General features: G+C 33.2%; 24 protein-coding genes, 1 other RNA gene and 1 pseudogene. 7 read left to right on the top strand and 19 right to left on the bottom strand.

The window, feature by feature from the left end:
* Positions 1-7: 7 nt before the first annotated feature.
* Positions 8-991 carry an NAD(P)H-dependent glycerol-3-phosphate dehydrogenase gene (locus WBP_RS03345; protein ID WP_011256795.1) on the bottom strand — a complete coding sequence of 328 codons (984 nt, stop codon included), beginning with the start codon at positions 989-991 and terminating at the stop codon, positions 8-10.
* 322 nt (positions 992-1,313) lie between these two features.
* Between WBP_RS03345 and WBP_RS03340 the strand changes: the two genes are divergently transcribed.
* Positions 1,314-2,084, top strand: coding sequence for a response regulator transcription factor (locus WBP_RS03340; RefSeq protein ID WP_011256794.1), 771 nt, complete (start codon positions 1,314-1,316; stop codon positions 2,082-2,084).
* Positions 2,085-2,129: 45 nt separating this feature from the next.
* Here the strand turns inward: WBP_RS03340 and rnpB are convergent.
* The 7 genes from rnpB to WBP_RS03305 form a co-directional block, all read right to left on the bottom strand.
* Positions 2,130-2,478: RNase P RNA component class A (gene rnpB / locus WBP_RS03335), an RNA gene on the bottom strand.
* An 83-nt stretch (positions 2,479-2,561) separates the two neighbouring features.
* The gene (locus WBP_RS03330) at positions 2,562-2,768 is read right to left on the bottom strand and encodes a hypothetical protein (RefSeq protein WP_167896064.1); all 207 of its coding nucleotides are present in this window, start codon (positions 2,766-2,768) and stop codon (positions 2,562-2,564) included.
* Between the two features lie 778 nt (positions 2,769-3,546).
* Entirely contained in the window at positions 3,547-3,753 is a 207-nt protein-coding gene (locus tag WBP_RS03325) for a hypothetical protein (RefSeq protein WP_167896063.1), read from the bottom strand.
* Positions 3,754-3,976: 223 nt separating this feature from the next.
* On the bottom strand, positions 3,977-4,150 hold the full coding sequence (locus tag WBP_RS05755; protein WP_246165887.1) for a hypothetical protein: 174 nt from the start codon (positions 4,148-4,150) through the stop codon (positions 3,977-3,979).
* Between the two features lie 1,230 nt (positions 4,151-5,380).
* Positions 5,381-6,451 (bottom strand): DNA replication/repair protein RecF, encoded by a 1,071-nt coding sequence (recF, locus tag WBP_RS03315; RefSeq protein WP_167896062.1) that lies wholly within the window; start codon positions 6,449-6,451, stop codon positions 5,381-5,383.
* A gap of 16 nt (positions 6,452-6,467) precedes the next feature.
* Positions 6,468-6,935: a thioredoxin-dependent thiol peroxidase gene (gene bcp / locus WBP_RS03310; protein WP_167896061.1), complete on the bottom strand. Its 468-nt coding sequence runs from the start codon at positions 6,933-6,935 to the stop codon at positions 6,468-6,470.
* Between the two features lie 59 nt (positions 6,936-6,994).
* Entirely contained in the window at positions 6,995-8,422 is a 1,428-nt protein-coding gene (locus tag WBP_RS03305; protein ID WP_167896060.1) for a sensor histidine kinase, read from the bottom strand.
* A gap of 65 nt (positions 8,423-8,487) precedes the next feature.
* Between WBP_RS03305 and WBP_RS03300 the strand changes: the two genes are divergently transcribed.
* From WBP_RS03300 to WBP_RS03285, 4 genes are all read left to right on the top strand, one after another.
* Positions 8,488-9,681 (top strand): aspartate aminotransferase family protein, encoded by a 1,194-nt coding sequence (locus WBP_RS03300; RefSeq protein ID WP_167896059.1) that lies wholly within the window; start codon positions 8,488-8,490, stop codon positions 9,679-9,681.
* Positions 9,671-10,177, top strand: coding sequence for a ribosome maturation factor RimM (rimM, locus tag WBP_RS03295; RefSeq protein WP_167896058.1), 507 nt, complete (start codon positions 9,671-9,673; stop codon positions 10,175-10,177). Before WBP_RS03300 ends, rimM begins: the two co-directional genes overlap by 11 nt.
* A gap of 63 nt (positions 10,178-10,240) precedes the next feature.
* The gene (gene efp / locus WBP_RS03290) at positions 10,241-10,807 is read left to right on the top strand and encodes an elongation factor P (RefSeq protein WP_167896057.1); all 567 of its coding nucleotides are present in this window, start codon (positions 10,241-10,243) and stop codon (positions 10,805-10,807) included.
* An 8-nt stretch (positions 10,808-10,815) separates the two neighbouring features.
* Positions 10,816-11,514, top strand: a complete 699-nt coding sequence (locus WBP_RS03285; protein WP_167896056.1) for an inositol monophosphatase family protein — start codon at positions 10,816-10,818, stop codon at positions 11,512-11,514.
* Here WBP_RS03285 and hemA read toward each other — a convergent pair.
* The 11 genes and pseudogenes from hemA to WBP_RS03230 form a co-directional block, all read right to left on the bottom strand.
* Positions 11,506-12,708 (bottom strand): 5-aminolevulinate synthase, encoded by a 1,203-nt coding sequence (gene hemA, locus WBP_RS03280; RefSeq protein ID WP_011256334.1) that lies wholly within the window; start codon positions 12,706-12,708, stop codon positions 11,506-11,508. The two genes, WBP_RS03285 and hemA, sit on opposite strands and share 9 nt — an antisense overlap.
* A gap of 517 nt (positions 12,709-13,225) precedes the next feature.
* Positions 13,226-13,591: a hypothetical protein gene (locus tag WBP_RS03275; protein WP_167896055.1), complete on the bottom strand. Its 366-nt coding sequence runs from the start codon at positions 13,589-13,591 to the stop codon at positions 13,226-13,228.
* 237 nt (positions 13,592-13,828) lie between these two features.
* Positions 13,829-14,098: a hypothetical protein gene (locus tag WBP_RS03270; protein ID WP_167896054.1), complete on the bottom strand. Its 270-nt coding sequence runs from the start codon at positions 14,096-14,098 to the stop codon at positions 13,829-13,831.
* An 88-nt stretch (positions 14,099-14,186) separates the two neighbouring features.
* A complete protein-coding gene (locus tag WBP_RS06255) occupies positions 14,187-14,441 on the bottom strand; it encodes an ankyrin repeat domain-containing protein (RefSeq protein ID WP_167896053.1) in 255 nt (84 codons plus the stop codon).
* 13 nt (positions 14,442-14,454) lie between these two features.
* The gene (locus WBP_RS03260; RefSeq protein ID WP_083750409.1) at positions 14,455-14,610 is read right to left on the bottom strand and encodes a hypothetical protein; all 156 of its coding nucleotides are present in this window, start codon (positions 14,608-14,610) and stop codon (positions 14,455-14,457) included.
* A gap of 95 nt (positions 14,611-14,705) precedes the next feature.
* Positions 14,706-14,834 (bottom strand): annotated as a pseudogene (locus tag WBP_RS06250) (hypothetical protein); the annotation flags it as partial.
* A 235-nt stretch (positions 14,835-15,069) separates the two neighbouring features.
* The gene (locus WBP_RS03250; RefSeq protein ID WP_167896051.1) at positions 15,070-15,225 is read right to left on the bottom strand and encodes a hypothetical protein; all 156 of its coding nucleotides are present in this window, start codon (positions 15,223-15,225) and stop codon (positions 15,070-15,072) included.
* A 247-nt stretch (positions 15,226-15,472) separates the two neighbouring features.
* Positions 15,473-16,009: a hypothetical protein gene (locus WBP_RS03245; protein ID WP_167896050.1), complete on the bottom strand. Its 537-nt coding sequence runs from the start codon at positions 16,007-16,009 to the stop codon at positions 15,473-15,475.
* 51 nt (positions 16,010-16,060) lie between these two features.
* On the bottom strand, positions 16,061-16,369 hold the full coding sequence (locus WBP_RS03240) for a hypothetical protein (RefSeq protein ID WP_167896049.1): 309 nt from the start codon (positions 16,367-16,369) through the stop codon (positions 16,061-16,063).
* 193 nt (positions 16,370-16,562) lie between these two features.
* Positions 16,563-18,461 (bottom strand): molecular chaperone HtpG, encoded by a 1,899-nt coding sequence (htpG, locus tag WBP_RS03235; protein WP_167896048.1) that lies wholly within the window; start codon positions 18,459-18,461, stop codon positions 16,563-16,565.
* A 1,258-nt stretch (positions 18,462-19,719) separates the two neighbouring features.
* Positions 19,720-20,115, bottom strand: a complete 396-nt coding sequence (locus WBP_RS03230) for a hypothetical protein (protein WP_167896047.1) — start codon at positions 20,113-20,115, stop codon at positions 19,720-19,722.
* Positions 20,116-20,426: 311 nt separating this feature from the next.
* Here WBP_RS03230 and WBP_RS03225 point away from each other — a divergent pair, with 311 nt between their 5' ends.
* Together WBP_RS03225 and WBP_RS03220 are read left to right on the top strand one after the other, a co-directional pair.
* Positions 20,427-21,065 carry an HAD family hydrolase gene (locus tag WBP_RS03225; RefSeq protein WP_167896046.1) on the top strand — a complete coding sequence of 213 codons (639 nt, stop codon included), beginning with the start codon at positions 20,427-20,429 and terminating at the stop codon, positions 21,063-21,065.
* Positions 21,065-21,559, top strand: a complete 495-nt coding sequence (locus tag WBP_RS03220) for an RDD family protein (RefSeq protein ID WP_167896045.1) — start codon at positions 21,065-21,067, stop codon at positions 21,557-21,559. The genes WBP_RS03225 and WBP_RS03220 overlap by 1 nt, the downstream gene beginning before the upstream one ends.
* The last annotated feature ends 73 nt before the right edge of the window (positions 21,560-21,632 follow it).

The following is a 21,632-nucleotide window of genomic DNA, read 5'->3' as shown; positions in this document are numbered from 1 at the left end:
TATAAAATTAACCTACAAAAACGGAAATAGTATCCTCTATAGATGCACTTTCATACAATAATCTATATACTGCTTCACATATAGGCATTTTTATCTTTAGTTTCTCTGCTAAATTAAATGCAGATTGAGCGGTACTAAAACCTTCAATCACTGACTTACCCTCTGACAGAGTCTGCTGAGCATCAAAGCTATTGTTACTACTACCTATTTTAAACCCAAAGGACAGGTTTCTTGAATTTAAGGATGTACATGTCATAATTAGGTCACCCAGACATGCAGGTCCAAGTAGCGTATCTATGTCTATACTAACGCTATCTGTTTTTGCTAGATATAAGGTCTTTACTTCATTCATGCTTTTTGTTACCAGTGCTGCGTGGGCATTAAATCCAAGTTTTTTACCCAGAACAATTCCACATGCTATAGCAAAAACGTTCTTTAGTGCTGCGCAGATCTGTACTCCTACAACATCGCTACTGAAGTGCAATTTTATGTTTTCCTGCTGTAGTTCTGATATTAGCTTTGAACCTAATGTGTCATCTTGACATGCAAGAACCATTGAATATGGTAATTTTTTTGCAACTTCTATAGCGAAACTTGGACCTGAAAAAATAGCAACCGGATTGTTAGGTAAAACTTCATTTACTATTTCACTTGGTAGTTTTAATGTAGATTTTTCTATCCCTTTACAGGCTAAAATTATTGCTACATCTTTTTTTAAGTTACAATCGTGTAATTGCTGACATACTTTCCTAAGAGACTGAGTAGGAACAGCAAAAATCATTGCTGAAGCGTTAACTGTTTCTTTAATAGCCAATTTTACTGATACGTTTTCAGGAATTTGACAGCCTAATAATTTGTCGCTTTCTCTTGTTCTGCTAATTGATTCAAATGTGGTTTTATTGTGAGTCCATAGAATTACATTTTGCTTACCACTCAGTGAATTTGCAATTGCTGTACCCCATGCACCAGCACCTAAAATTGATATTGTCACACAGTGTTCCTGGAAAGTATTACTTATACTTTAGAATAGCAGAATAAGTAAATTAAAAATATAATATAGGTTATAAGATAGTTAAATATTTATTAACCTAAGTATTCTTTTAATAGCAACAACTTTAGTTCAATGTTTACTAAAAACAGTGTTATTTTTATGATATATATCATATCTATTATATTTTAGATCTGTTGATATAATTTTGAAATGATATGTTTACTGTTAGTAATTTTGGCCGTTTATCAATAAAAGTTTGATTTGTTACTTTCCTTAGTTATATATATTACTAAAATTATAAATTATTTACGGGGTGTAAAATATGCGTATATTACTAATTGAAGATGATCAAGTCAGTGCAAAGACTGTAGTTAACGCTTTGACTTCTGATGGGCACTTTTGTGATGTTGTAACTTCTGCGCAAGACTACAACAACAATATGGTTTCCTCAAATGGAGATCACTATGACCTAGTTATTCTAGATATACACTTACCTGGTGATATTGATGGGTATGATATACTGTTAAGGTTAAGAAGTGCAAAGATTAAAGTTCCTGTCTTGATACTTTCATGTATATCTGCTGTTAATCATAAAGCTAAGGGACTTGGGTACGGTGCTGATGACTACTTAACTAAACCATTTCATAAGAGTGAGCTACTTGCTCGAATAAAAGCAATAGTACGTCGTACTAAAGGCCATCCTGAGTCAGTGATAAAGATTGGTAATATAAACATCAATTTTGATCACAGGGTTGTTGAGGTAAAAGGTAAAACAGTTCACCTTACTAATAAAGAATATTCTATGATAGAATTGCTAGCGTTACGTAAAGGAACAGTATTAACAAAAGAAATGTTTTTAGATCATCTTTATAACGGCTTAGATGAACCTTCAGATAATAAGATAGTTGATGTCTTTATGTGCAAATTGCGCAAGAAACTTGAAAGTGCAAATGATGGAAAAAGCCACATAGAAACCGTTTGGGGCAGGGGGTATGTCCTGAAAGAGTATGTTGATGAGGAAGAGTATTCCAGTATTAATGTAGGGGAAAATAGTAGTGACTATCAAGCAGAACAGGTTAAGGACAATGCATAAAATGCTTGCATGTTTTTAAGTATAGCGTGACCTATGTTTATATGAATGTCTAGGTGAAATATAAGCCGAGTTCTGTTTATGTAGCTATTTATCTAGAGTAAATGTTACCATTTACTGCATGCGATTTACCCGAGTAGATATGAAGAAAACATAAAGTCTACTCTTATTTAATCTTGCTCCTAATGTTGGTTACTTGACTACCAATGTTGCCATTGCTATGGTGTGCTCTTACCACACCTTTTCACCCTTACCTAAGAATATTTAGGCGGTAATTTTCTGTAGTCCTATAACTGGAGTTACCTCCGGCGGGTGTTACCCGTCACTATTTTTCCTTGGAGCCCGGACTTTCCTCTGCTGTGTTTACCACACAACAGCAGCTACTTATTTCACCTAGAAATTATATTTTAACATGAAAATCATGAAAGTAAAATAATTTCCCTGCTAGTCAATGGTATGCTATTAAACATCAAGCGATAGCTAGAGATGATGTCCTGATATATCATTGCTGTCACAAGATAATCTTCTAGACTCTAAACTTCTACTGCTTACAGGTGATGAACTGCTTAATTGGCTACTGCTTTCTACTGGTATGCCATTTAGCACTATTTCAGGACTGCTTGTTCTGCTGTTACTGATAAAAAATTCCTTATTGCTATTTGAATGTGATTGATTTTCATAATCCAAATTAGCTAATTTTAATACAAGAATGGCATTGCAATGGCGGTATTCTTTAACGTATTTGTATACTATAAATCCTCCTTATTATTCCAATAAAACTTACTGCTCCAAATACAGATCCAACTTGCCTCATTAGGTTTACCTGCTATACACGTCAAGCGGTTGTATAGAAGGGATGGATTAAGGAAATAAAGTCGTAATAAATATAGGAGTTGTTGATTCTTTTATTCTTCTAGTACTTGGTATAGTAAATAATGTTTATGTAGTTTCCTCTAAATTTGTTATTGAAACGTGAGTTGACATTGTTACTTGTTCAGTTACTGTTGTTGTTTGTGAGGTAACAGCTACTGTTATAGGTTCCATTGTTGTAGACTTTTCTCAGTACTTGTTTAAGTTGTTAATTCTGTTGTTGAAGGCTAAGTAGCCTCTACAGCGTCAGCTTTTATTGTATCAGTAATTGCAGTGGTTGGCGTTTTCGTAGAAGTCTCAACTTTCTCTGTAGTAGTTTATAGGGGCAAAGGTAATGCTGGAAATAATGCTGTGTGTAAATTGACCGTTAATGATACTAACAAAATTGCTGAGAACTTTAATACTATTTGTTGGTATTATTATTACCTTGTAATGTTTTTCAGAGTTTTTATGACTAAAAATTATGATATTTTCCTACTGATTGCGGTTATAGTAAAATTGTCTTGGCCACTATCTTTAATGTACAATTGCCCTACATAATCTTCAAATTCATAATCAAGAAAGTTCAATATTGATCCATTTTTAAATATAGTTACTATACGTACCTCTGCTTGTTAGTTGATTGGTAGTTTTCAAGAAAAGCAACTAGATCTTTGTCTTTAGTTTGCTTCGCGTACTGTAAAAAGCTTATTTCATGTTCACTAGGGAAAGATGACGTTTTATTTATTTGACCGTTTCTATTACCAAGTAAAAAGTCGTTAACTCCTTTTTCATCCTTCAGATCCTCAATTACTTCAGCCACATTAAATTTAAAAATGTGCGTTTTCTTACTTCTTAATTCCCAATAATTCTTTTCCTCACTTGTGAATAGAGCATTGTATTTTCGTTTAATGCAATTTACCCCGCCGCGGATGTTAAACTTGAACAATTTCCTTTCTATAATCTTATTTTTTCTATCTGATACTTTAAATTTTCCATTCTTGTCTGATTTGAAATACTAAGAGACTAAAGTTTGGTCTTTTAAATTATGGGCAATTACAATAATATTGCATTATCACCATTAACTGCCTTTGTTTAGAGGTAATTACTGCCTTTATTTGCAAGACTGCTACTATTGATACTTTTTTTAGTTTAGCTTTACCTAAACCTTCAACTGAAGGAGCATTGGTTGACTGCTTAATTTTGTAAGTGTCCAACATTAAACCTTTGATGTATTTTTTCCCTTCTTCGAGAAAGATAACCACAACTTTATCTATTTCGGCTGAATCTTCTATTAATGTAAGGTTAGTTGGTCTTTGAGTTCATTTGCTGTATCACACTTGTATTTTTTTGGTTAAGATAAAGGGCTGGTAAGTAATTTTACCTTGCTGCTTCCATTGCTGTTATCTTGATAGCTAAGTCCATAAGCAACTCCATTATCCTTGATCAACCCTGCGTTTGTGGTTAAAATCTATTGCTTCTTTAACTTCTGTGTATTCGAGTTAATTTCGAGTAATTTTCTTAATATAAATATAGTTTTATATTATTTTTTAATAAAGAGAATTATTATATTACTATTTTAATATAACAATATCGATAAAAGTACTAACTAAGATTAATAAATCAATTCCTTATTTCAATATTCTGAGGCAGTATATTAAAAGCTAGACTTCCTGCATTACCTACTCATCTAAGTACAACCATTATAGCTGTCATCCAAGTGGCTAGCTAGTGTCTAGTTTTTTTAGCATATATAGAAAGGATTAAGTGCAAAAACTACCTGACAAACCTCGCTAGCCCCCTTATCCCGATACTGGGGGTGTTAAGTTACCTTCAATCTGTGCAGATTAAAATAATAAAGTGTTATATAGTTAGCATCTTATGTTTAATTTTTTGCACTATATGTACCTTATGTCTTCACAATATTTCTAATTTTTTACCTATATAAGTTGAAACTCGCTTATAAAGCGTTTAGGACAGTATAATATGCTAACTTGCAGGATTAGAGAGTAAATACTATCTACCACAATATATCTTTTGCCTTTTTTTTGCCTAGTAAATTTCTAAAACATTTATGACTAAAGGTTAGTTGCAATAAAAAACAACTAAGTCGCGATTATTAAGTATTTAAAACATAAAAAAACGCTAGTGTTTTTAAATAGATATTAACTAGGGCTTCTTTTGTCTTTTTCTTACTTGGTGGATTTCTTAAATATTTGTAGCTGAAGCAATTTAGAAGCAGCAGCGCCACAAAAAATGTTAATATTTAAAATAATAAATATCTGCCTTTTTTCTAGGTTATGCAAAAAGTCTATTTTCTACATAAGATCTGTTGAAAAGGAAAGAATCTCTTTTTGTACCTGCTTGAATGAGGATTTAAGAAACAGAGATTTTGACTTCTTGTCCAATTATGGTAAGTAATTGGAGCCAGTTTGAAAAATGGCATTCATCTATAATTCAATAATTTTGAAATAATCAATATAGTTACCAAAATTATTTTGATCTACATCAGTTATCCAGGCTTGACATCGAATACTTAACATCTCTTCTATTAACACTTTTCTATAATACTTATCCAGGTGAGACATTATATCATCAAGTAGAAGGAGAGGTGCCTTATTGTAATGAATACACCTTGCTTTTACACTAGATAAAATAATAGAAAGCAGTAATAACTTCTGTTCTCCAGTAGAACACAGATTTATTGGTAAGTCTCTTCTTTGACAAAAAACCTGAAATTTATCGTTATTTACACAAAAGGTTATCCTACCAGTCAACGAGTCTTTTTCTCTATTTTCCCTTAAACGATTCTGAAAATATTTTGCAGTATCGCTTAAAGTTAGCTGGCTGTTAAATTTCAAACTCACCTTTGGAAAAAATTGAGTAGAATAGCTATTAATTGTGTCCTGCAACATTTTTAAAACAGATAATCGCATATCTAAGATATTAACTGCATTAACAGCCATGATATTCTCAAGGCTAGAAAGCCAACTCTTGTTTAAAATGTTTTCCCTTAACAGTCTACCTCGCTCGCATTTAGCTTTTCTATATCTCATGTAGTAGCAAGCGTAATTTTCTTCAAATAGTGAAACTATACGGTCTAAGAATTTCAACCTATCACTTGGAGAATTAAGAAGAATATAATCCATTTGTGGAATTAGCCATATTACATTGGATATTCTATATAGAGATGAGTAACTTGATTGCATTTTTCCACCAATTTGTATCAGCTTCTTATTGAAACTTTTTGCAATACCGATTGAGTTAAGGTCTGCTCCATTAAAAAAATCATAGTGCACTGCCCAATCTTTATTACTGAATCTATTTTGCATCTCACTGGCTTTTGCTTTTTTCATCCCATTGCTTTTAGCAAGCAACGAGATTGCTTCAAGTATATTAGTTTTACCGATACCATTTTTGCCAATTATCACAACTGAACTGTCATCTGAGTCCAGTTCAAAATTTAAATGGTTACGAAAATTACTTAATTTCAACTTTTTTATGTAGCAATGGGCAGCCATTAGCCTATTCTTTAATTTATATTTTCTTTACTGCTTCCAGAACCTCATTAACATGTCCACTAACTTTTACGTTCTCCCAGATTCTCACTATCTTATCTTTTTTATCTATTAAAAAAGTAGTGCGTTCTATTCCCATATACTTTTTGCCAAACATACTCTTTTCTACCCAAACACCATATTTTTCCAACATTTCAGCGTTTTCATCAGAAATTAAATAAAATGGTAGAGAATATTTTGCCTTGAAGCTAGCGTGGCACTTAATACTATCTCTTGATGCACCAATTATCACTGTATCAAGGGAAGAAAAATCATTTATTTTATCTCTAAAGCCTTTTGCTTCCAGCGTACAACCTGGTGTATCGTCTTTAGGGTAAAAATAAAGAACTATATTTTTTTTATCAAAAAAATCACTCAGTGATAAATTTTCACCAGAATCTGTTGGTAAACTAAAATCCGGTGCATTATTTCCTACTGCCAATTCCACATCTCCCTCCGTTAATAATACTTATAATAAATTGTAGTCAGAGTTTTCAAGAATTCTAGTTAAAAATCAATCAAATCTTCACATGTCTGCTCTTCATAAAAGAAGTTTAACGTTATTGTAGTACCAAGTTTTGCTTCGCTTTTGATGTTGAAAGTGCCACCCATTAATTCTACTAATTTTTTACTAAGTGGTAATCCAATACCAGTACCTTCATTTCTATATCCTGAATCTGCTTGGCCAAAAACAGACATAACTTTATATATGTCTTGCTGCATTATCCCTATCCCATTGTCATGAAATTCAATAGTCAATGAGTTTTTTTCTATGTTTTCCTTAATCACCATTCTTATTAAACCATCCTTAGGAGTAAACTTGATTGAATTTGATAATAAATTTATTATAACTTGTTTCATCCTCTTGGGATCTGCGATAACTAGTAATTGTCTATTAGGTATCTCCTTCTCTAAACTAATCCCGGTTTCTTTTAATTTAGGTGACAGCATATTTAAGCACGAATCTATTATCTTGTTCAGGTTAAACTTCACTTTTTCTACTGTTAAACTACTTGATTCAGCCTTTGAAAAATCTAATACATCATTAATTAAAGCAAGCAAGTGTGTTCCTGCGTTATATATATCGTCCACATACTCCTTGTATTGATAGTTATCCATTGAACCCAAGGTTTCATTTTTGATCAATTCTGCAAATCCAATAATAGCGTTAAGAGGTGTGCGCAGCTCATGTGTGACACTTGCGAAAAACTTTAGCTTATTCGTATTCTCTTGCTCTAATGCTTCTTTCATTTGTTGTAATTCAATATTAGTTTTATGTTGCTTGACTAGCATTTGGGTATTAGAAAAGTGCAAGTAAAGCATTACTAATATTAAAATTATTAATAATAATCCTAAAAATGTTAAAAACAGGCTATATACCATAACGTAAAAGTTGTCGTGGTTTTGAATAATCTTCAAAAAAAATGATGGCTTAGTGTCATTTTCATGAAATATGGGAAAAATAGAAATTAGTGTATGTCCTATAGTGTAAAATATCTCTTGATTATTTAGTAATTTATCAATTTCATCGTTTGTAAGTAACTGCTCATAATCATGCTCTTGAGTGTTAAAGTGACTGAATATTATTCTACTATTTTGATCATATAGTATTAAGCCCAAGTCCTTCACTTCACCAACTGATTGTAACAGTTCAGCACGCAGTTTTATCAGTTGGTTTATATAATCAAAACTTTTGTATTTAATGTGATGTTTTTCTATCAGTAGGTAATGGTACTTTTTTATTATGCTATTTTCCAGTACACTTTTTAAGCTTACACTTGAATCACAGTAAGAAGAAAGAAAATTATCCCTTAGCGAATAATTACAATATATCACGCTAAATAAAATCACAAAAATTGATGAGAATAATACAATAACTTTTGTATATTTATTCGCCTTTAGTGCAGAAAGTATTAATTTACTTATCTTATACATATCCTTCTCATTGTGAAATAACGGCTTTTATGTTATTAATTTAGAATTCAGCGTATCATACTTTTATGACAATTTCTCCTATCTTGCCAGTTTATTCTCCTATTAATATAAATTTTTCTTATGGAAAAGGCATTTACTTATATAATATTGATGGTAAGCGCTACATAGATTTTCATTCTGGGATAGCTGTCAGTAGCTTAGGTCACACTAATTTGCAATTAACTAGCGTTCTTAATTTGCAAGGAGAAAGGCTATGGCATATATCGAATACCTATAATATACCTACTGCTAATAACTTTGCAGAAAAATTAATAAACAACAGTTTTGCTGATACTGTATTTTTCGCAAATTCTGGATCAGAGGCAGTAGAGTGCGGGCTAAAGATTGCTAGGGTTTACCAAAATGGAAAAGGTAATAAAAACCGCCATAGAATTTTAACATTTCATGGTGCATTTCATGGAAGAACCTTCTTAACTTGTGCTACAAACGATAAACGGAAATTTTCTGAATTACTGAATCCCTACATTGACTGGTGTGATAACATCGAGCCCAATATCGAAAGCGTAAAGAAAGCAATTTCTAATGATATAGGAGTAATGCTAATAGAACCAATACAAGGGCAAGGCGGTATTAAAGTAATGAACGATGCCTTTATGAAAGAACTAAGAAAGCTGTGTGATGAGAATGACATATTGCTATTTTTTGATTGCATACAATGTGGTACTGGTAGAACAGGAAAATTATTTGCATACGAACATATAGGAGTGAAACCTGATATATGTGCTCTTGCAAAAGGAATAGGAGGCGGTTTTCCATTAGGAGTTTGTCTTGCAACTGAGAAGGCTGCACAATATATAACAGTTGGTATGCACGGTTCCACTTTTGGTGGTAATCCACTCGCAACTTCAGTAGGCAATGCTGTACTTGATAAATTACTCAGCCCTGGCTTTCTAGGAAATGTTGAGATCAGGGGTAGGCATTTAAAAAATAAACTAGAAGACCTGGCAAGTAAATTCCCAATAATAGAAGAAGTAAGAGGAAAGGGGTTGATGCTTGGAATAAAAGTGAAAATGGATAATCAAAAGTTTGCAGGCGAGCTAAGTCATCGTGGCTTGCTTACTGTTGGAGCAACATCAGATAATGTTGTAAGGATTTTTCCTCCACTCATTATCACTGAAAAAGAAATTGATGAAGGCATTGAGATTCTGACTCAATATTTGTCTGAGAAATCTTCCGACCCATATCAATATGAAAGATAATTTAGTATGCATGGGAATCATTACTTCTCCTCATGGAATTAAAGGAGCTGTTAAAGTCAAAATTTTCACTGAAAAACCTGAAAATATCTCATTGTATGGTAAGCTAATAAGTGGTAGTAAGAATTATGACATAGACTCAGTGTCTGTCATAGGTGAAAATTTAGTAATCGCTACAATAAATGGAGTAAATTCTCGCAACGAAGCAGAGTTTTTAAGAAATAAGAAACTATACATAGAAAGAAACAAGCTACTAAAGTTAAATGATGAGAATGAATTCTACCAAAGTGATCTTGTAAACATGGAAATAAGGCTGGAAAATGACGAATTATATGGCTACATAAAATCTATATATAATTTCGGTTCAGGAGACATATTGGAAATTTCAGTTATCAGTACAAAAAAGAACATTATGCTACCATTTACTAAAGAGATATTTCCATATGTAAACATAAAGGAAAGGTATATTACGCTCAATATGCCGGAGTTTATTGGTTAATAAAGGCTTTGATATTTATATAAAAGCCATTTATAATCGTAAGATCAAACTGAAAATGTAATTATGGCAGAAAGAGCTAATGATATCCGGCCAGGTCAAGTGTTGGAACATAATGGTGGATTATTTTTGGTTGTAAGTATCATGCATACTCAACCCGGTAAAGGTGGTGCATACATACAAGCCGAAATGAAAAACATCAAAACCGGAGCAAAACTCTACGAAAGGTTCCGTTCTGATGCAACAATTAGAAGGGCAATTTTAGATGAGGAAGAATATATTTATCTCTTTACTGAAGGAAATATTGTGAATCTTATGCATCCAAGTAACTACGAGCAGATCACTATAAATTTGGACTTATTGGAAGAAAAAAAGATTTATTTACAGGATAATATGAAAATTAAGGTAGTAACCTACCAAGATAAAATAATCTTTGCGCATGTGCCAGATTATGTAAGATTGACTGTAAAAGAAACAGAGTCTTTTATTAAGGGGCAGACTATTACTTCCTCTTATAAACCAGCAGTTTTGGAAAATGGAATGCGCATTAATGTTCCTCAATTTATAAAAGAAGAGGACAAAATTGTAGTATATACTCCAGATAATAGCTATTACGAAAGAGTGAAAGAGTAAAAGGAAGAATGTCCATTTCATCACCAAGGATTAACGTGATGCTTGATTCTGTGCGCAGTGCTTCTAAGCAGCTTATGCGTGATTTCAATGAATTGCAAATTTCCAATGTTAAGTCAGCAGACTTTATCAATAAAACTTACTCAAGATCTAAGCAAACTATATACAATTGCTTGCATGATTACAAACAAGACTATGGGTTCATCTTTGAAGACGATATTGATCAAGAAGCAAAAGAGAAGGATTATACTTGGTTTATCATGCCTATAGAGGGCAGGGAAAATTTTTCTAGTCGCATGGTTTATTTTGCAGTATCAGTTTGTCTTGTTCACAAAAATAAAGTTGTGGCAGCTGTAGTTAATACTCCTGCTCTTAGAGAAACTTTTTGGGCAGAAGAAAAGAAAGGGGCTTTTCTTGAAGACTTTAGATCTCGTCATATAAAAATGAGAATGAAAAGTCATGAAGGGAATTTAATAGATGTAAGTGGTAATTTGTTAAATAAATTACTTCCAGGTAACAGTAATATACGTTCTGTCGGCTCAACAGTTTTAGGTTTTACATACCTTGCTGCAGGAAGATACAGTGGAATAGTCTACTCTGGAGTTAACAAATATAAGGCTTTGCTAGGTAGACTTCTTCTCCAAGAAAGCGCTGGCAGACTAACGGAAGGCAATGGATTTATCATTGCTGGAGATGTTAAGCTAACATAAACAAGCTACAGAAACAGACAATTTCACAAAAACTTTTATAAGCGACTCTGTTAAATGTTCTATCATTTCATCGGTATGATAAGGTGTAGGAGTAATGCGAAAACGCTCAGTTCCTCTTGGAACCGTCGGGTAATTTATATGTTGAACATATACTCCATACTCATCAAATAATAATTTTGATGCCCTTTTGGATAACTCTGGATCGCCAATTATTATTGGAATTATATGAGTTTCTGTTGGAATAAAATTAATTCCCACACTGCTCAGCGAGTTTTTTACTTTTTCAACAACTTGTCTTTGCTTTTCCCTTTCAACATTGCTTGATTTTAGATGCTCAACGCTTGCCTTTGCCGCTGCTGCTAAAACAGGCGACATAGCAGTAGTGAAAATGAATCCTGGAGCAGAACTTCTTATTACATCCACCAAGCTCTTTGAAGACGCTATATATCCACCCATTACTCCAAACGCTTTTGATAATGTACCTTGAATAACGGTCACTCTGTCCATTAGACCTTCTCTTTCCGCAATTCCACCACCGCGTAGACCATACATGCCAATTGCGTGTACCTCATCCAAGTAGGTAATTGCATTATATTGATCTGCCAGGTTACATATTTCTCTTAGCGGTGCTATATCGCCATCCATTGAATATATGGACTCAAACGCTATTATTTTTGGCGTTTTTCTGTCTACAGACTTTAACAATTGTTCTAAGTGGTCAACATTATTATGCTTAAATATATGTTTCGGTCTTTTTCCTGATTTTATGCCTTCTATCATCGAAGAATGGTTTTTCTCATCTGAAAAAATTACTACATCAGGAATAACAGACGATAAAGTGCTAAGTGTAGTTTGATTAGCAAGGTAGCCACAAGCAAAAGTTAAAGCAGCCTCCTTGTTATGCAAACAAGCTAGTGATTGTTCTAGTTCGACAACTTCTTTCGTTGTACCAGATATATTTCTTGTTCCCCCTGCACCAACTGACGAATTTTGAATAGCGGCAACAACACTCTCATTTTGTGACATCCCCAAATAGTTATTACTGCACCAAACGATGACTTCCCTATTTCTTTCACAATCCATAATATAGGGAAGCCTGCCAGGCAACGACGCAAAATGCGTGAATTCACGATAGCGCCCTTCTTCTTTTATATCTTTGATTTTATTTAAGAATATTTCTTCGTAGTCTACCAAGTTTTTATCTATTAATAATCAATACAATTATAATAAGTTATTCAATGGTAGACTACTATATTTATTCCCTAGTTTACTGTTGTACAGCAACTCCCTCTTTAACAAAGAGATCGACTTTACCTTCTTTTTAAAGCAAACTTAAAGACTCATTATAATAGTATATAATTACAGCAGCAATTAGACACAACAAGCTGCAACTAATATTTTCACTGCCAACATCTCTAAGTGATAAGATCTGAAGAGTCATCACTAAGCTCACCATCATCTATTATAAAACTCTGTGATAAAATTAGCAATGAAAAGGATTTAAATAGTGATGAAGGCGGTAGTAAACTTTATTTACATCTTTACTTTCAAATTGACCAATTACTATCCCACATATTTGCTGTAGTTACCACAGGCCCTTCAGTTGTATGTACATTGTCAATATTTGAAGAAATACTAGATAATGGCACTGAATTTCCCGGCTATATATTTTGCATACTGCTGTTACTTTCGAGTGCGGAATCCTCCTTAACTATATCCTCAGAAGAAATTTCAACACAGTCACTATTGCTATTTTCAGTATCACTTTTAGGTAATTTGACGAAACTTGAAGAACTGCCATTGCTCCCAGCATCATTCGCAGAACGCTTTTATGAAAGTCGTGGTGAACCCCGCAGATCGGGTTTACTCCAAGCTCTAACTTATCATCTATTTGCAATATCACCTGTTCAGTAGGCTTACCAGTAGCTGGTTTTTTCTTTTTACTACTTGTAGTAGCACCAACATCTTCATCATCCACTGATGATGCAGCAACATTATCACCTATGTTCTTAAGCTTTTCTTCAAGAAATTCTCTAATCTTATAAGCTCCTTTTAGATTTCTTATCTTTCTTATCAACCTCTACCTGATGCAGCTTCTTCTAAAGCTTTACTTAAAATAAGTTGTATTATATCATCACCCCTTGTTTCACTAAACGTTTCACTTTTTTGAAATTGGTATTCTAGATAGCATCAGACAGTCTTTCTTTTATGCTTTTCGTATTTTAATCATCACTATGCATTTTGCTTCCCTCATGGTTATTGCCTATAGGCTTCTCCTTTTGAAGCCCCTTCATTGTTCACAATATTTTTTCTGCTAGCAGCCGTCAGCACTTTTGGGCTCTGGGCTTTGCAATTGTTCATCATCCGCCTCATCCACTGCCTGGTTTAGGGTTGCAGGTTTACCTACTAAGTCACTATCAAGTTGCATATTATTAAATTTACCCTCAAGAAAGCCTAATATTTTAGTAAGAACTTGCTTCTCACTTTCCAATCCACCTGGATATTCACTTATATGACTTTTACGTTTCACGTAGTATTTTGCATATTCTATAATTTCTTCAGTTATAACAGTATCTTTACTCACAAAAAATTTTACTATTTCAAAACTAGTTGTTGCAATAGCTTCTTTAAGTTCCTCCTCACAATAGCTCCCCTCAAGAAGTAATCTTTAGCTACTTCCCATGTCTACCGTTCTTGTATACTCTATCTCTTTGGATAGCCGAGGATAAGTGAGTATTATAACCGTTCTGGATTTCAATATTAGCACTAATATCATGATTGAACAGAAGTATTAGAAAGTTCAAATCACTATTTGTAATAGCCCTGCTTAAAGGTGTCTTATAGCTATTCTTAGTATTAATATCAACACCTTTTACAAGAAGCTTTTTAGCTGTGTCATAATTTCTATTTTCAATAGCATAATACAAGGTGTTTTACTATTTAAAGCTTTAAGGATTTTGTAATCTCTGACTCATTAGTAGGCAGTGTGTCACTTTCACGACTTGATTTTGGCCTTGTTCCTATCAAATCTAAAGCTGTCTTACCATTTTGATCTTTAATATTCCAATCAGCTCCCTCTTTCACAAGCAGTTTCATTATTTCAAACTTACCATTGTAGGCAGCCCAACGTAAAGCTGTTTTACCATATTCCCTATCTTTATATCAACCTCAACACCATTCTTAATAAGCAAGCTTACTAAATTGTCGCGTGTTACAGCATAATGCAAAAGTGTATGTTCTAAATTGTCTATACTATTAATATAAACAACTTCATGATTAATAATAATCTTTGTTACATTAAATTTACCACAGTGAATCACAAAATGTAAAGGGATCGAGCTATAGCCTGGGTAAATATAATCAAAGTTTAATATTTTGAAGTAATTCCAGTACTTTAATCATACATTCCATATTTTTAATAGACAACGCTCTCTCTAATATAGAGAACACTTCAAAGTATTCCTTTGCATTACCTAACTTATTTCTTAAATCTTTTAATAAAATATCAATATATATACTTGTCCACTAACACTAATAAGTAGCCTACCTAAATCTTCATCTTTGCATGAGTAATATATCCTTATTTGCATTTGCATACTTTTCTACAAGTGAATCATCAGCTGCAATTGCTAATAGTACAAGTTTTTTCACTGAATAATAACTTCTACCATTTTCCTCGTTAAAAATTTTGCTTACCAGCATTTCATGCATAGATCTATGATGATCTGTTCGTGCTGTTAAATTAAGTTATTCAGAGCAAAAATTCCTCAAATTATCACGATCAAAATCAGTGACAGTTCTATCATCTTTCTTACCTTCTCTTATACTATTTATAACTTTATCTAAATCCGTGTAATTATTATGATTTTTTGCTTTATTTATGACATCTACTAACTCATCAAAGGTAAAACTTTCAGCGATGATAGAAAACTCCTCAATATCATGTCTTAGTTCTACATTACTTTTGGTCTTGGGGCCACACCCAATCAGTTGCCATCCCTATAGGAACTTCTACAATACCTGCTAATGTGCCTACAACATTGTTAACAATACCCTGGATCAGCAACTGCTCTTCTGTTGTACCACCATACTCTGTGCTATCAAGTATTTGTACTGGAGCATCATCATCTTCATTGATAATAGATGAACCATCAACATTTAAATCTTCCAGATTTATAATAAATGACTTAAGGCCATCAGCAATTTTGTCCACAAGGCATTCAACAACTTCATTATCAGTATCTTTAAAATGTTCATTGATATCACCTAGTAAACTTTTGCCATTGGCTTTGCAATTCTTTAATTGCTCAGGAATAGTGAGTGTTACTTTACTGTTTTTATACTCTACTTTACCATTTTGAAATTTAAGTGTGAATTCTAGCTTACTACTAGATTTGTATTGTTCCAATTGTTCTGGATCTAAATTTTTTACAACTATAACATCACTATATTCAACACTTACAGAATCTGCACTATTACAACAAAGATTTATCATTTTTTCAGGAATTGTCATTATTAAATAATATTGAGCAAGTATAAGCTAAATTTATTCATATATTGCAAATTCATATCCCGCTTGATTGCAATTGATAACTAATTTTTCCAGTATACGGTTATTTGGAACTTCTGCTTTAGCATATTCAAACATTCCTGTAAAAACTCTCTTAGCAAACAGGCGGTAATCTTCGCTTCCACTTGGAATTAAGTAATTGTTCTCACCATATAATCTGATAATGTACTCTTTATCTACTATTTTTCCATTAATCATAAAATTCATTCTGTTCAAGTCAAATCGTGCTTGCTTGCCAGAATTTGCATTTTTATTATCCTTATTTACCTTTACTCTACTGAGCAAAGATTGTGTTAGTTGAAATTCTAACGTAATTGCTGTACTAGAACCTTGATCAGGTTAATCTTTGTAATGGTAATGTTCTTTAATTTCAGCTGTTCCTTGATTTATACCTACTTTCTCCCAGCTTGAATCCAGAGAATCTGTTTGATCAGTCATATTTACCACTCACTATAAATTAGCCTAATTTAGAATAGCACTAAATTATAACTTTGTCAAGCAAATTATTTAACTTCTTAGCAAACAGGCTTGCGTCGTCCATCTCTTCGCCCTCCACTATGCAAGCTTGATAAAACAATAGGTGGACCATATCTTCCAATGTCGGGTTTTCACCGTTCTCAGCGTAAGATTTTATTATGCTTTTTATTACAGAATGCTTAGTGTTGACCTCAAGCACCTTTGGTGTGCGGTAATTTAGCTGATTTTGTTCGCGTAAAAAACGCTCCATTCTAAGATCCATAGCACCCTCATCAACTGCTAGACATACAGGACTATCAGTCAATTTTTTAGAAATTTTCACGCTTTTCACTGCATTACCAAGAACTTTGGTGAAATACTGCAATATAGAATCCGTATTTCCCTCAGCCCTTTCTTCATCTGATTTATTCTCTTTATCCTTTTCCTCCGGAGAGAATTTTTCCAGATCAACATCAGCACGAGTCACAGACTTAAATTTTTGACCTTTATATTCATGAATCACACTAGTCCAGAAATCATCTACTGGATCAACAAACAGAAGAACCTCCAGTCCTTTGCTGATAAATCCTTCAAGTTGTGGACTATTTTTTACTGAATCAAGGCTGTTTCCAGTTAGATAATAGATATGGCCCTGCTCAGGCTTCATTCTGCTTATATAGTCGTCAATGCTGACTAATTTTTTATCACCAGTGCTATGGAACCTGCAAATTGAGAGCAGCGCTTCTCTTTCCTCAGTTGGCATAGCTTCACAGAGACCCTCTTTTAATACCGCACCAAAATTGGTCCAGAATTTCGTGTATTCCTCTAAATTCTCTTTTGCCTTCTTACCGAGCTCTGATATCACACGCTTAGTGAGGGATTTTCTGATTTGCTCAACAACACGATTATTCTGCAGTGTTTCTCTGCTGATATTAAGGGGCAAATCTGGTGAATCGACAACACCTTTCAAGAAACGTAAGTATTGTGGTATGATTTGTACATTATCTTCAGTAATAAACACCTTATTTACATATAATTTTACAGAGCAACGTCTATCTGGGTGAAACAAATCGAAGGGTTTAATAGAGGGAACATAAAGCAAATTTGTATATTCTATCGCCCCTTCATTTTTATTATGCAATATCATCCAAGGCTCTCCGCCAACATGTGCAACACCACGGAAAAAATCATTATGCTCCTCTTGAGTAACGTCATTTTTTAGCTTAGTCCAAATTGCAGCCTTGCTGTTTAGTTTTTCACTTTTTCCTTCTTCATCTATAAATTCAACAGGAAAATTTATGTGATTCGAATAGGTAGTAACAATGTTTTCAATGCGAAATTTGTCTAAAAACTCATTCTCTTCAGGACGCATAACCAAGGTAATTTTCGTTCCACAAGGGATTTGATTATCCAACTTACTGATTGAATATTCTCCATCTCCTGTAGATCTCCAGACCCAAGATTCCTCTTCCCCTGCCTTTCGAGATTCAACTATCACCTCTGAGGCAACCATGAAGCTTGAGTAAAACCCGACACCAAATTTTCCGATCAGTTCTACAGCTTGGCTTGAATCTTTGCTATTCTTAATTGCATCCAAGAACTTTTGCGTACCAGAGCTCGCAATTGTACCGAGATTACCTATTAAATCCTGTCTGCTCATCCCTATTCCATTATCGGTTACATACAGCTCATTCTCATCTTTGTTAGAGCTAATAGTGATTTTTAACTCACCACTTGAATCTAGCAAATTAGGGTTTAGTTGAGATTCATAGCGCAATTTATCGCATGCATCTGATGCATTTGATACTAACTCACGCAGAAAAATATCTTTATTAGTATAAAGTGAATGAATTACTATATTCAGTACTTTTCCTACCTCAGCATCAAATTTTAAATTTTCAGTTCCTTTTACATTATGCATTTTGAGCTCCATCATTTACCTGCTACCCTAATGATTTAAGTATTGAACTATGACCTTTCAAGGTCACATACACCAAAATTAATGCAGCTATAATTATTATGATACCCAATCTATAGAATTTCCTTGCATAACAAACTTGCGGCAGCACGTTAAAAAAACTACCTGACAAACCTCGCTAGCCCCCTTATCCCGATACTGGGGGTGTTAAGTTACCTTCAATCTGTGCAGATTAAAATAATAAAGTGTTATATAGTTAGCATCTTATGTTTAATTTTTTGCACTATATGTACCTTATGTCTTCACAATATTTCTAATTTTTTACCTATATAAGTTGAAACTCGCTTATAAAGCGTTTAGGACAGTATAATATGCTAACTTGCAGGATTAGAGAGTAAATACTATCTACCACAATATATCTTTTGCCTTTTTTTTGCCTAGTAAATTTCTAAAACATTTATGACTAAAGGTTAGTTGCAATAAAAAACAACTAAGTCGCGATTATTAAGTATTTAAAACATAAAAAAACGCTAGTGTTTTTAAATAGATATTAACTAGGGCTTCTTTTGTCTTTTTCTTACTTGGTGGATTTCTTAAATATTTGTAGCTGAAGCAATTCAAGAGCACGCAACGTAATGTCAAGCCTTTAGTTCAAATTATGCAAGAAATCTATTGTATAATTAAGTACTTTTTTAAATTGTAAAGGTAAGCCATCTTTATATGGCTTGTATCTAATTCGTTTACTTTAGGAGTGTTAATAGAAGTTATCACCGGATTCTCAAGTTTTGTTACCTGCTCTAATCCTTTACTTATGCTTTAATCTTGACTTCAAATTTTATTGAAGTGCTTGCTCCGCTGATAGCCATTTACTACATCAATTTTTAAACCAGGACTTCCGTAACTAAAGATTCACCAGGTCGGACATTATATTTTTTACTATTGATATTTAAGTTGACCACATTGACAATATTAAAGAGAGGTTATACTTTGCTGCAGGTTTTATTTTATCTCAAGGTTATTGTATGCAACATTAATGTTAAGAGCTTTATCTTGATTAATAAAAAGCCTCTCCTGGTCCTAAATTGAATTCCTTTCCTTTTATACTTATGAAATAACTCTGATCCATACTCTTTTGTTGCACTTTCATTATTTGACATATCTCTTTGAATACCTTCTTTCATGCCACGAGCATTCTCTACACTCCTTTCATCTTCGCCTAAAAGTGTTTTTTAATACTCTCTTAACAAAGCGCTTCAGAAGACTAAAAACCCTTCTTCTTTTTGATTTTCTTGTGGCTGAGGCACACTATCCCCTTCTCACTCGACTTAGGTTTATTGCTGGATTTCTTTTCTGTAGAACCTTTACCTATTGAAAAACTAACAGCTTGTGATTTAGGCTTTTGTGAGGTTCGAACTCCCGTATTTACCGATGACTGTGTCTCTGTTTGCACAGAAGTCTCTTTTTGTCTACTTTGCTCAAAATCTTTACCTTCTATTGTGGCCTTCTTCGGAGTGTCTTGGAGATTCTCTGTTACTTTTTGGTCATGCAACTTTTCCACTTCTGAAAATACCCTTGCCTTTACACTGGTGGTCAAGCTCAACAATCCTTTCAAAACCTTGATGTACTTTTTCAGCTGAATGGCTCTTTCGACTTTCAAGCTTCTGATTCAATTCAGCAATGGTCTTTACTTTACCTTCTAATGAAGCTCCTTCTGGAAAAAAGGACCTGGAGAACACTTTAAAATATCTTTAAAATTTTTCTATACCCTTTTGAGACGTGTTTTTAACCTTAACCATATCTACCTACTAATAAAACATATAATAACTAGTATAATAGCCCATTATGCAAAATGGTTAACACAACTTGCAATAAAGAGTGTTTCTTTCAAACCACCAAGGGCATCATATTTACATTTTTTTCATTAAAATGTTATTTACTTATTAACTTAAAATACGTAACAATGTAGAAATGAAAAACAGCCCATTAGCAGTAGTATTCGATTGGGACAACACCTTAGTTGACACCCAAGACAATATTTTTAATGCCATCCAGCATACTTTAGACTCAATGGGGCATAGTAATAAAGCTGCTGATAGAAACTCCCATGAGTCAAGAAAAAGCTATATGGTCAATTTATTTGGCGATCAGTGGAAAAAAGCAAATCAAATATACCAACAATACTTAGATAATGCACTATTGCAAAACATTACTCTAAATCAAGGAGTAGAGAAAATGTTGCAGACGTTAAAAAGCCACAATATTTATCTAGCAATAGTAAGTAATAAAAAAAATATTAATTTACGTGAAGAAGTTACCTATTTTAAACTAGATTCTTACTTTAAAAGAGTAGTTGGTTCATGCGATACTGCAGAAGATAAACCATCTGCAATCCCATTGTTGTTTGCACTAGAAGAGAGTAGATTGCCTATAGATAGAGAAAACGTGTTTTTCGTTGGCGACAGCATCACGGATATTCTGTGTGCACAAAACGCCAATTGTTTACCTATTATATATGGCCAACCAATAAGTGGTTATGAAGATTTGTTATGTTTTCAACATTTTGATAAACTTACAGATTTCATAATAAAGTATTTGAAAGATAGATAATGAACACTGTTATAGAGATTACCAGTATAAAAAGGCGCTTTTGTGCATATTTAATAGATATGGCAGTTTTATTAATTCCAAACTTATTGATTATAATATTGTTAAAGAATTTTCCATTAATTTTAGATCTATTATATATGTGTGTAAATTGCAGTTACTTCACATATTTTATATCTTCAGCAGCTCAGGCAACTCCCGGTCAGCAATTAATGAACATACATACCATAAGCCTAGACGGTTCTAAAATAAACTTGAGTTTAGCATTCGATAGAAGCATTTCTCAATTTTTTCTTCATCTATTAAACAACGTAATAGCTATCCTCATCGAGCTTTTCCAAGAACAAAACGAGTTAGTAAGTGCTTTAATCATACTGGGAGTAATTATGTTGCTACTCACTATCTGCTGGTATTTGGTTGCTTGCTTCTCTCAGGAAAAACAGACATATCACGATATGCTATTTGATACGATTGTTGTGAAAGGAGCCATCAAATGAATTGATATCACCCTCATTATTATATAGATTATACTGATAGATTAATTATAGAAGATTATCAATAAAGGAGATA

The sequence above is a fragment of the Wolbachia endosymbiont of Brugia pahangi genome (genome assembly GCF_012030695.1).
GTDB lineage: Bacteria > Pseudomonadota > Alphaproteobacteria > Rickettsiales > Anaplasmataceae > Wolbachia.
Note: the sequence above shows the minus strand (reverse complement) of the source record. Positions and strands in the feature narration are given on the sequence as shown.

Coding starts and splice junctions, on each gene's coding strand:
- WBP_RS03260 (WP_083750409.1), bottom strand. CDS start 14,610: ATGAAACTGCTTGTGAAAGAGGGAGCTGATTGGAATATTAAAGATCAA.
- htpG (WP_167896048.1), bottom strand. CDS start 18,461: ATGCATAATGTAAAAGGAACTGAAAATTTAAAATTTGATGCTGAGGTA.
- WBP_RS03305 (WP_167896060.1), bottom strand. CDS start 8,422: ATGTATAAGATAAGTAAATTAATACTTTCTGCACTAAAGGCGAATAAA.
- rimM (WP_167896058.1), top strand. CDS start 9,671: ATGAAAGATAATTTAGTATGCATGGGAATCATTACTTCTCCTCATGGA.
- WBP_RS03220 (WP_167896045.1), top strand. CDS start 21,065: ATGAACACTGTTATAGAGATTACCAGTATAAAAAGGCGCTTTTGTGCA.
- WBP_RS05755 (WP_246165887.1), bottom strand. CDS start 4,150: ATGTTGGACACTTACAAAATTAAGCAGTCAACCAATGCTCCTTCAGTT.
- WBP_RS03340 (WP_011256794.1), top strand. CDS start 1,314: ATGCGTATATTACTAATTGAAGATGATCAAGTCAGTGCAAAGACTGTA.
- WBP_RS03225 (WP_167896046.1), top strand. CDS start 20,427: ATGAAAAACAGCCCATTAGCAGTAGTATTCGATTGGGACAACACCTTA.
- WBP_RS03300 (WP_167896059.1), top strand. CDS start 8,488: ATGACAATTTCTCCTATCTTGCCAGTTTATTCTCCTATTAATATAAAT.
- WBP_RS03250 (WP_167896051.1), bottom strand. CDS start 15,225: ATGCATGAAATGCTGGTAAGCAAAATTTTTAACGAGGAAAATGGTAGA.
- WBP_RS03285 (WP_167896056.1), top strand. CDS start 10,816: ATGTCCATTTCATCACCAAGGATTAACGTGATGCTTGATTCTGTGCGC.
- recF (WP_167896062.1), bottom strand. CDS start 6,451: ATGGCTGCCCATTGCTACATAAAAAAGTTGAAATTAAGTAATTTTCGT.
- WBP_RS03245 (WP_167896050.1), bottom strand. CDS start 16,009: ATGATAAATCTTTGTTGTAATAGTGCAGATTCTGTAAGTGTTGAATAT.
- efp (WP_167896057.1), top strand. CDS start 10,241: ATGGCAGAAAGAGCTAATGATATCCGGCCAGGTCAAGTGTTGGAACAT.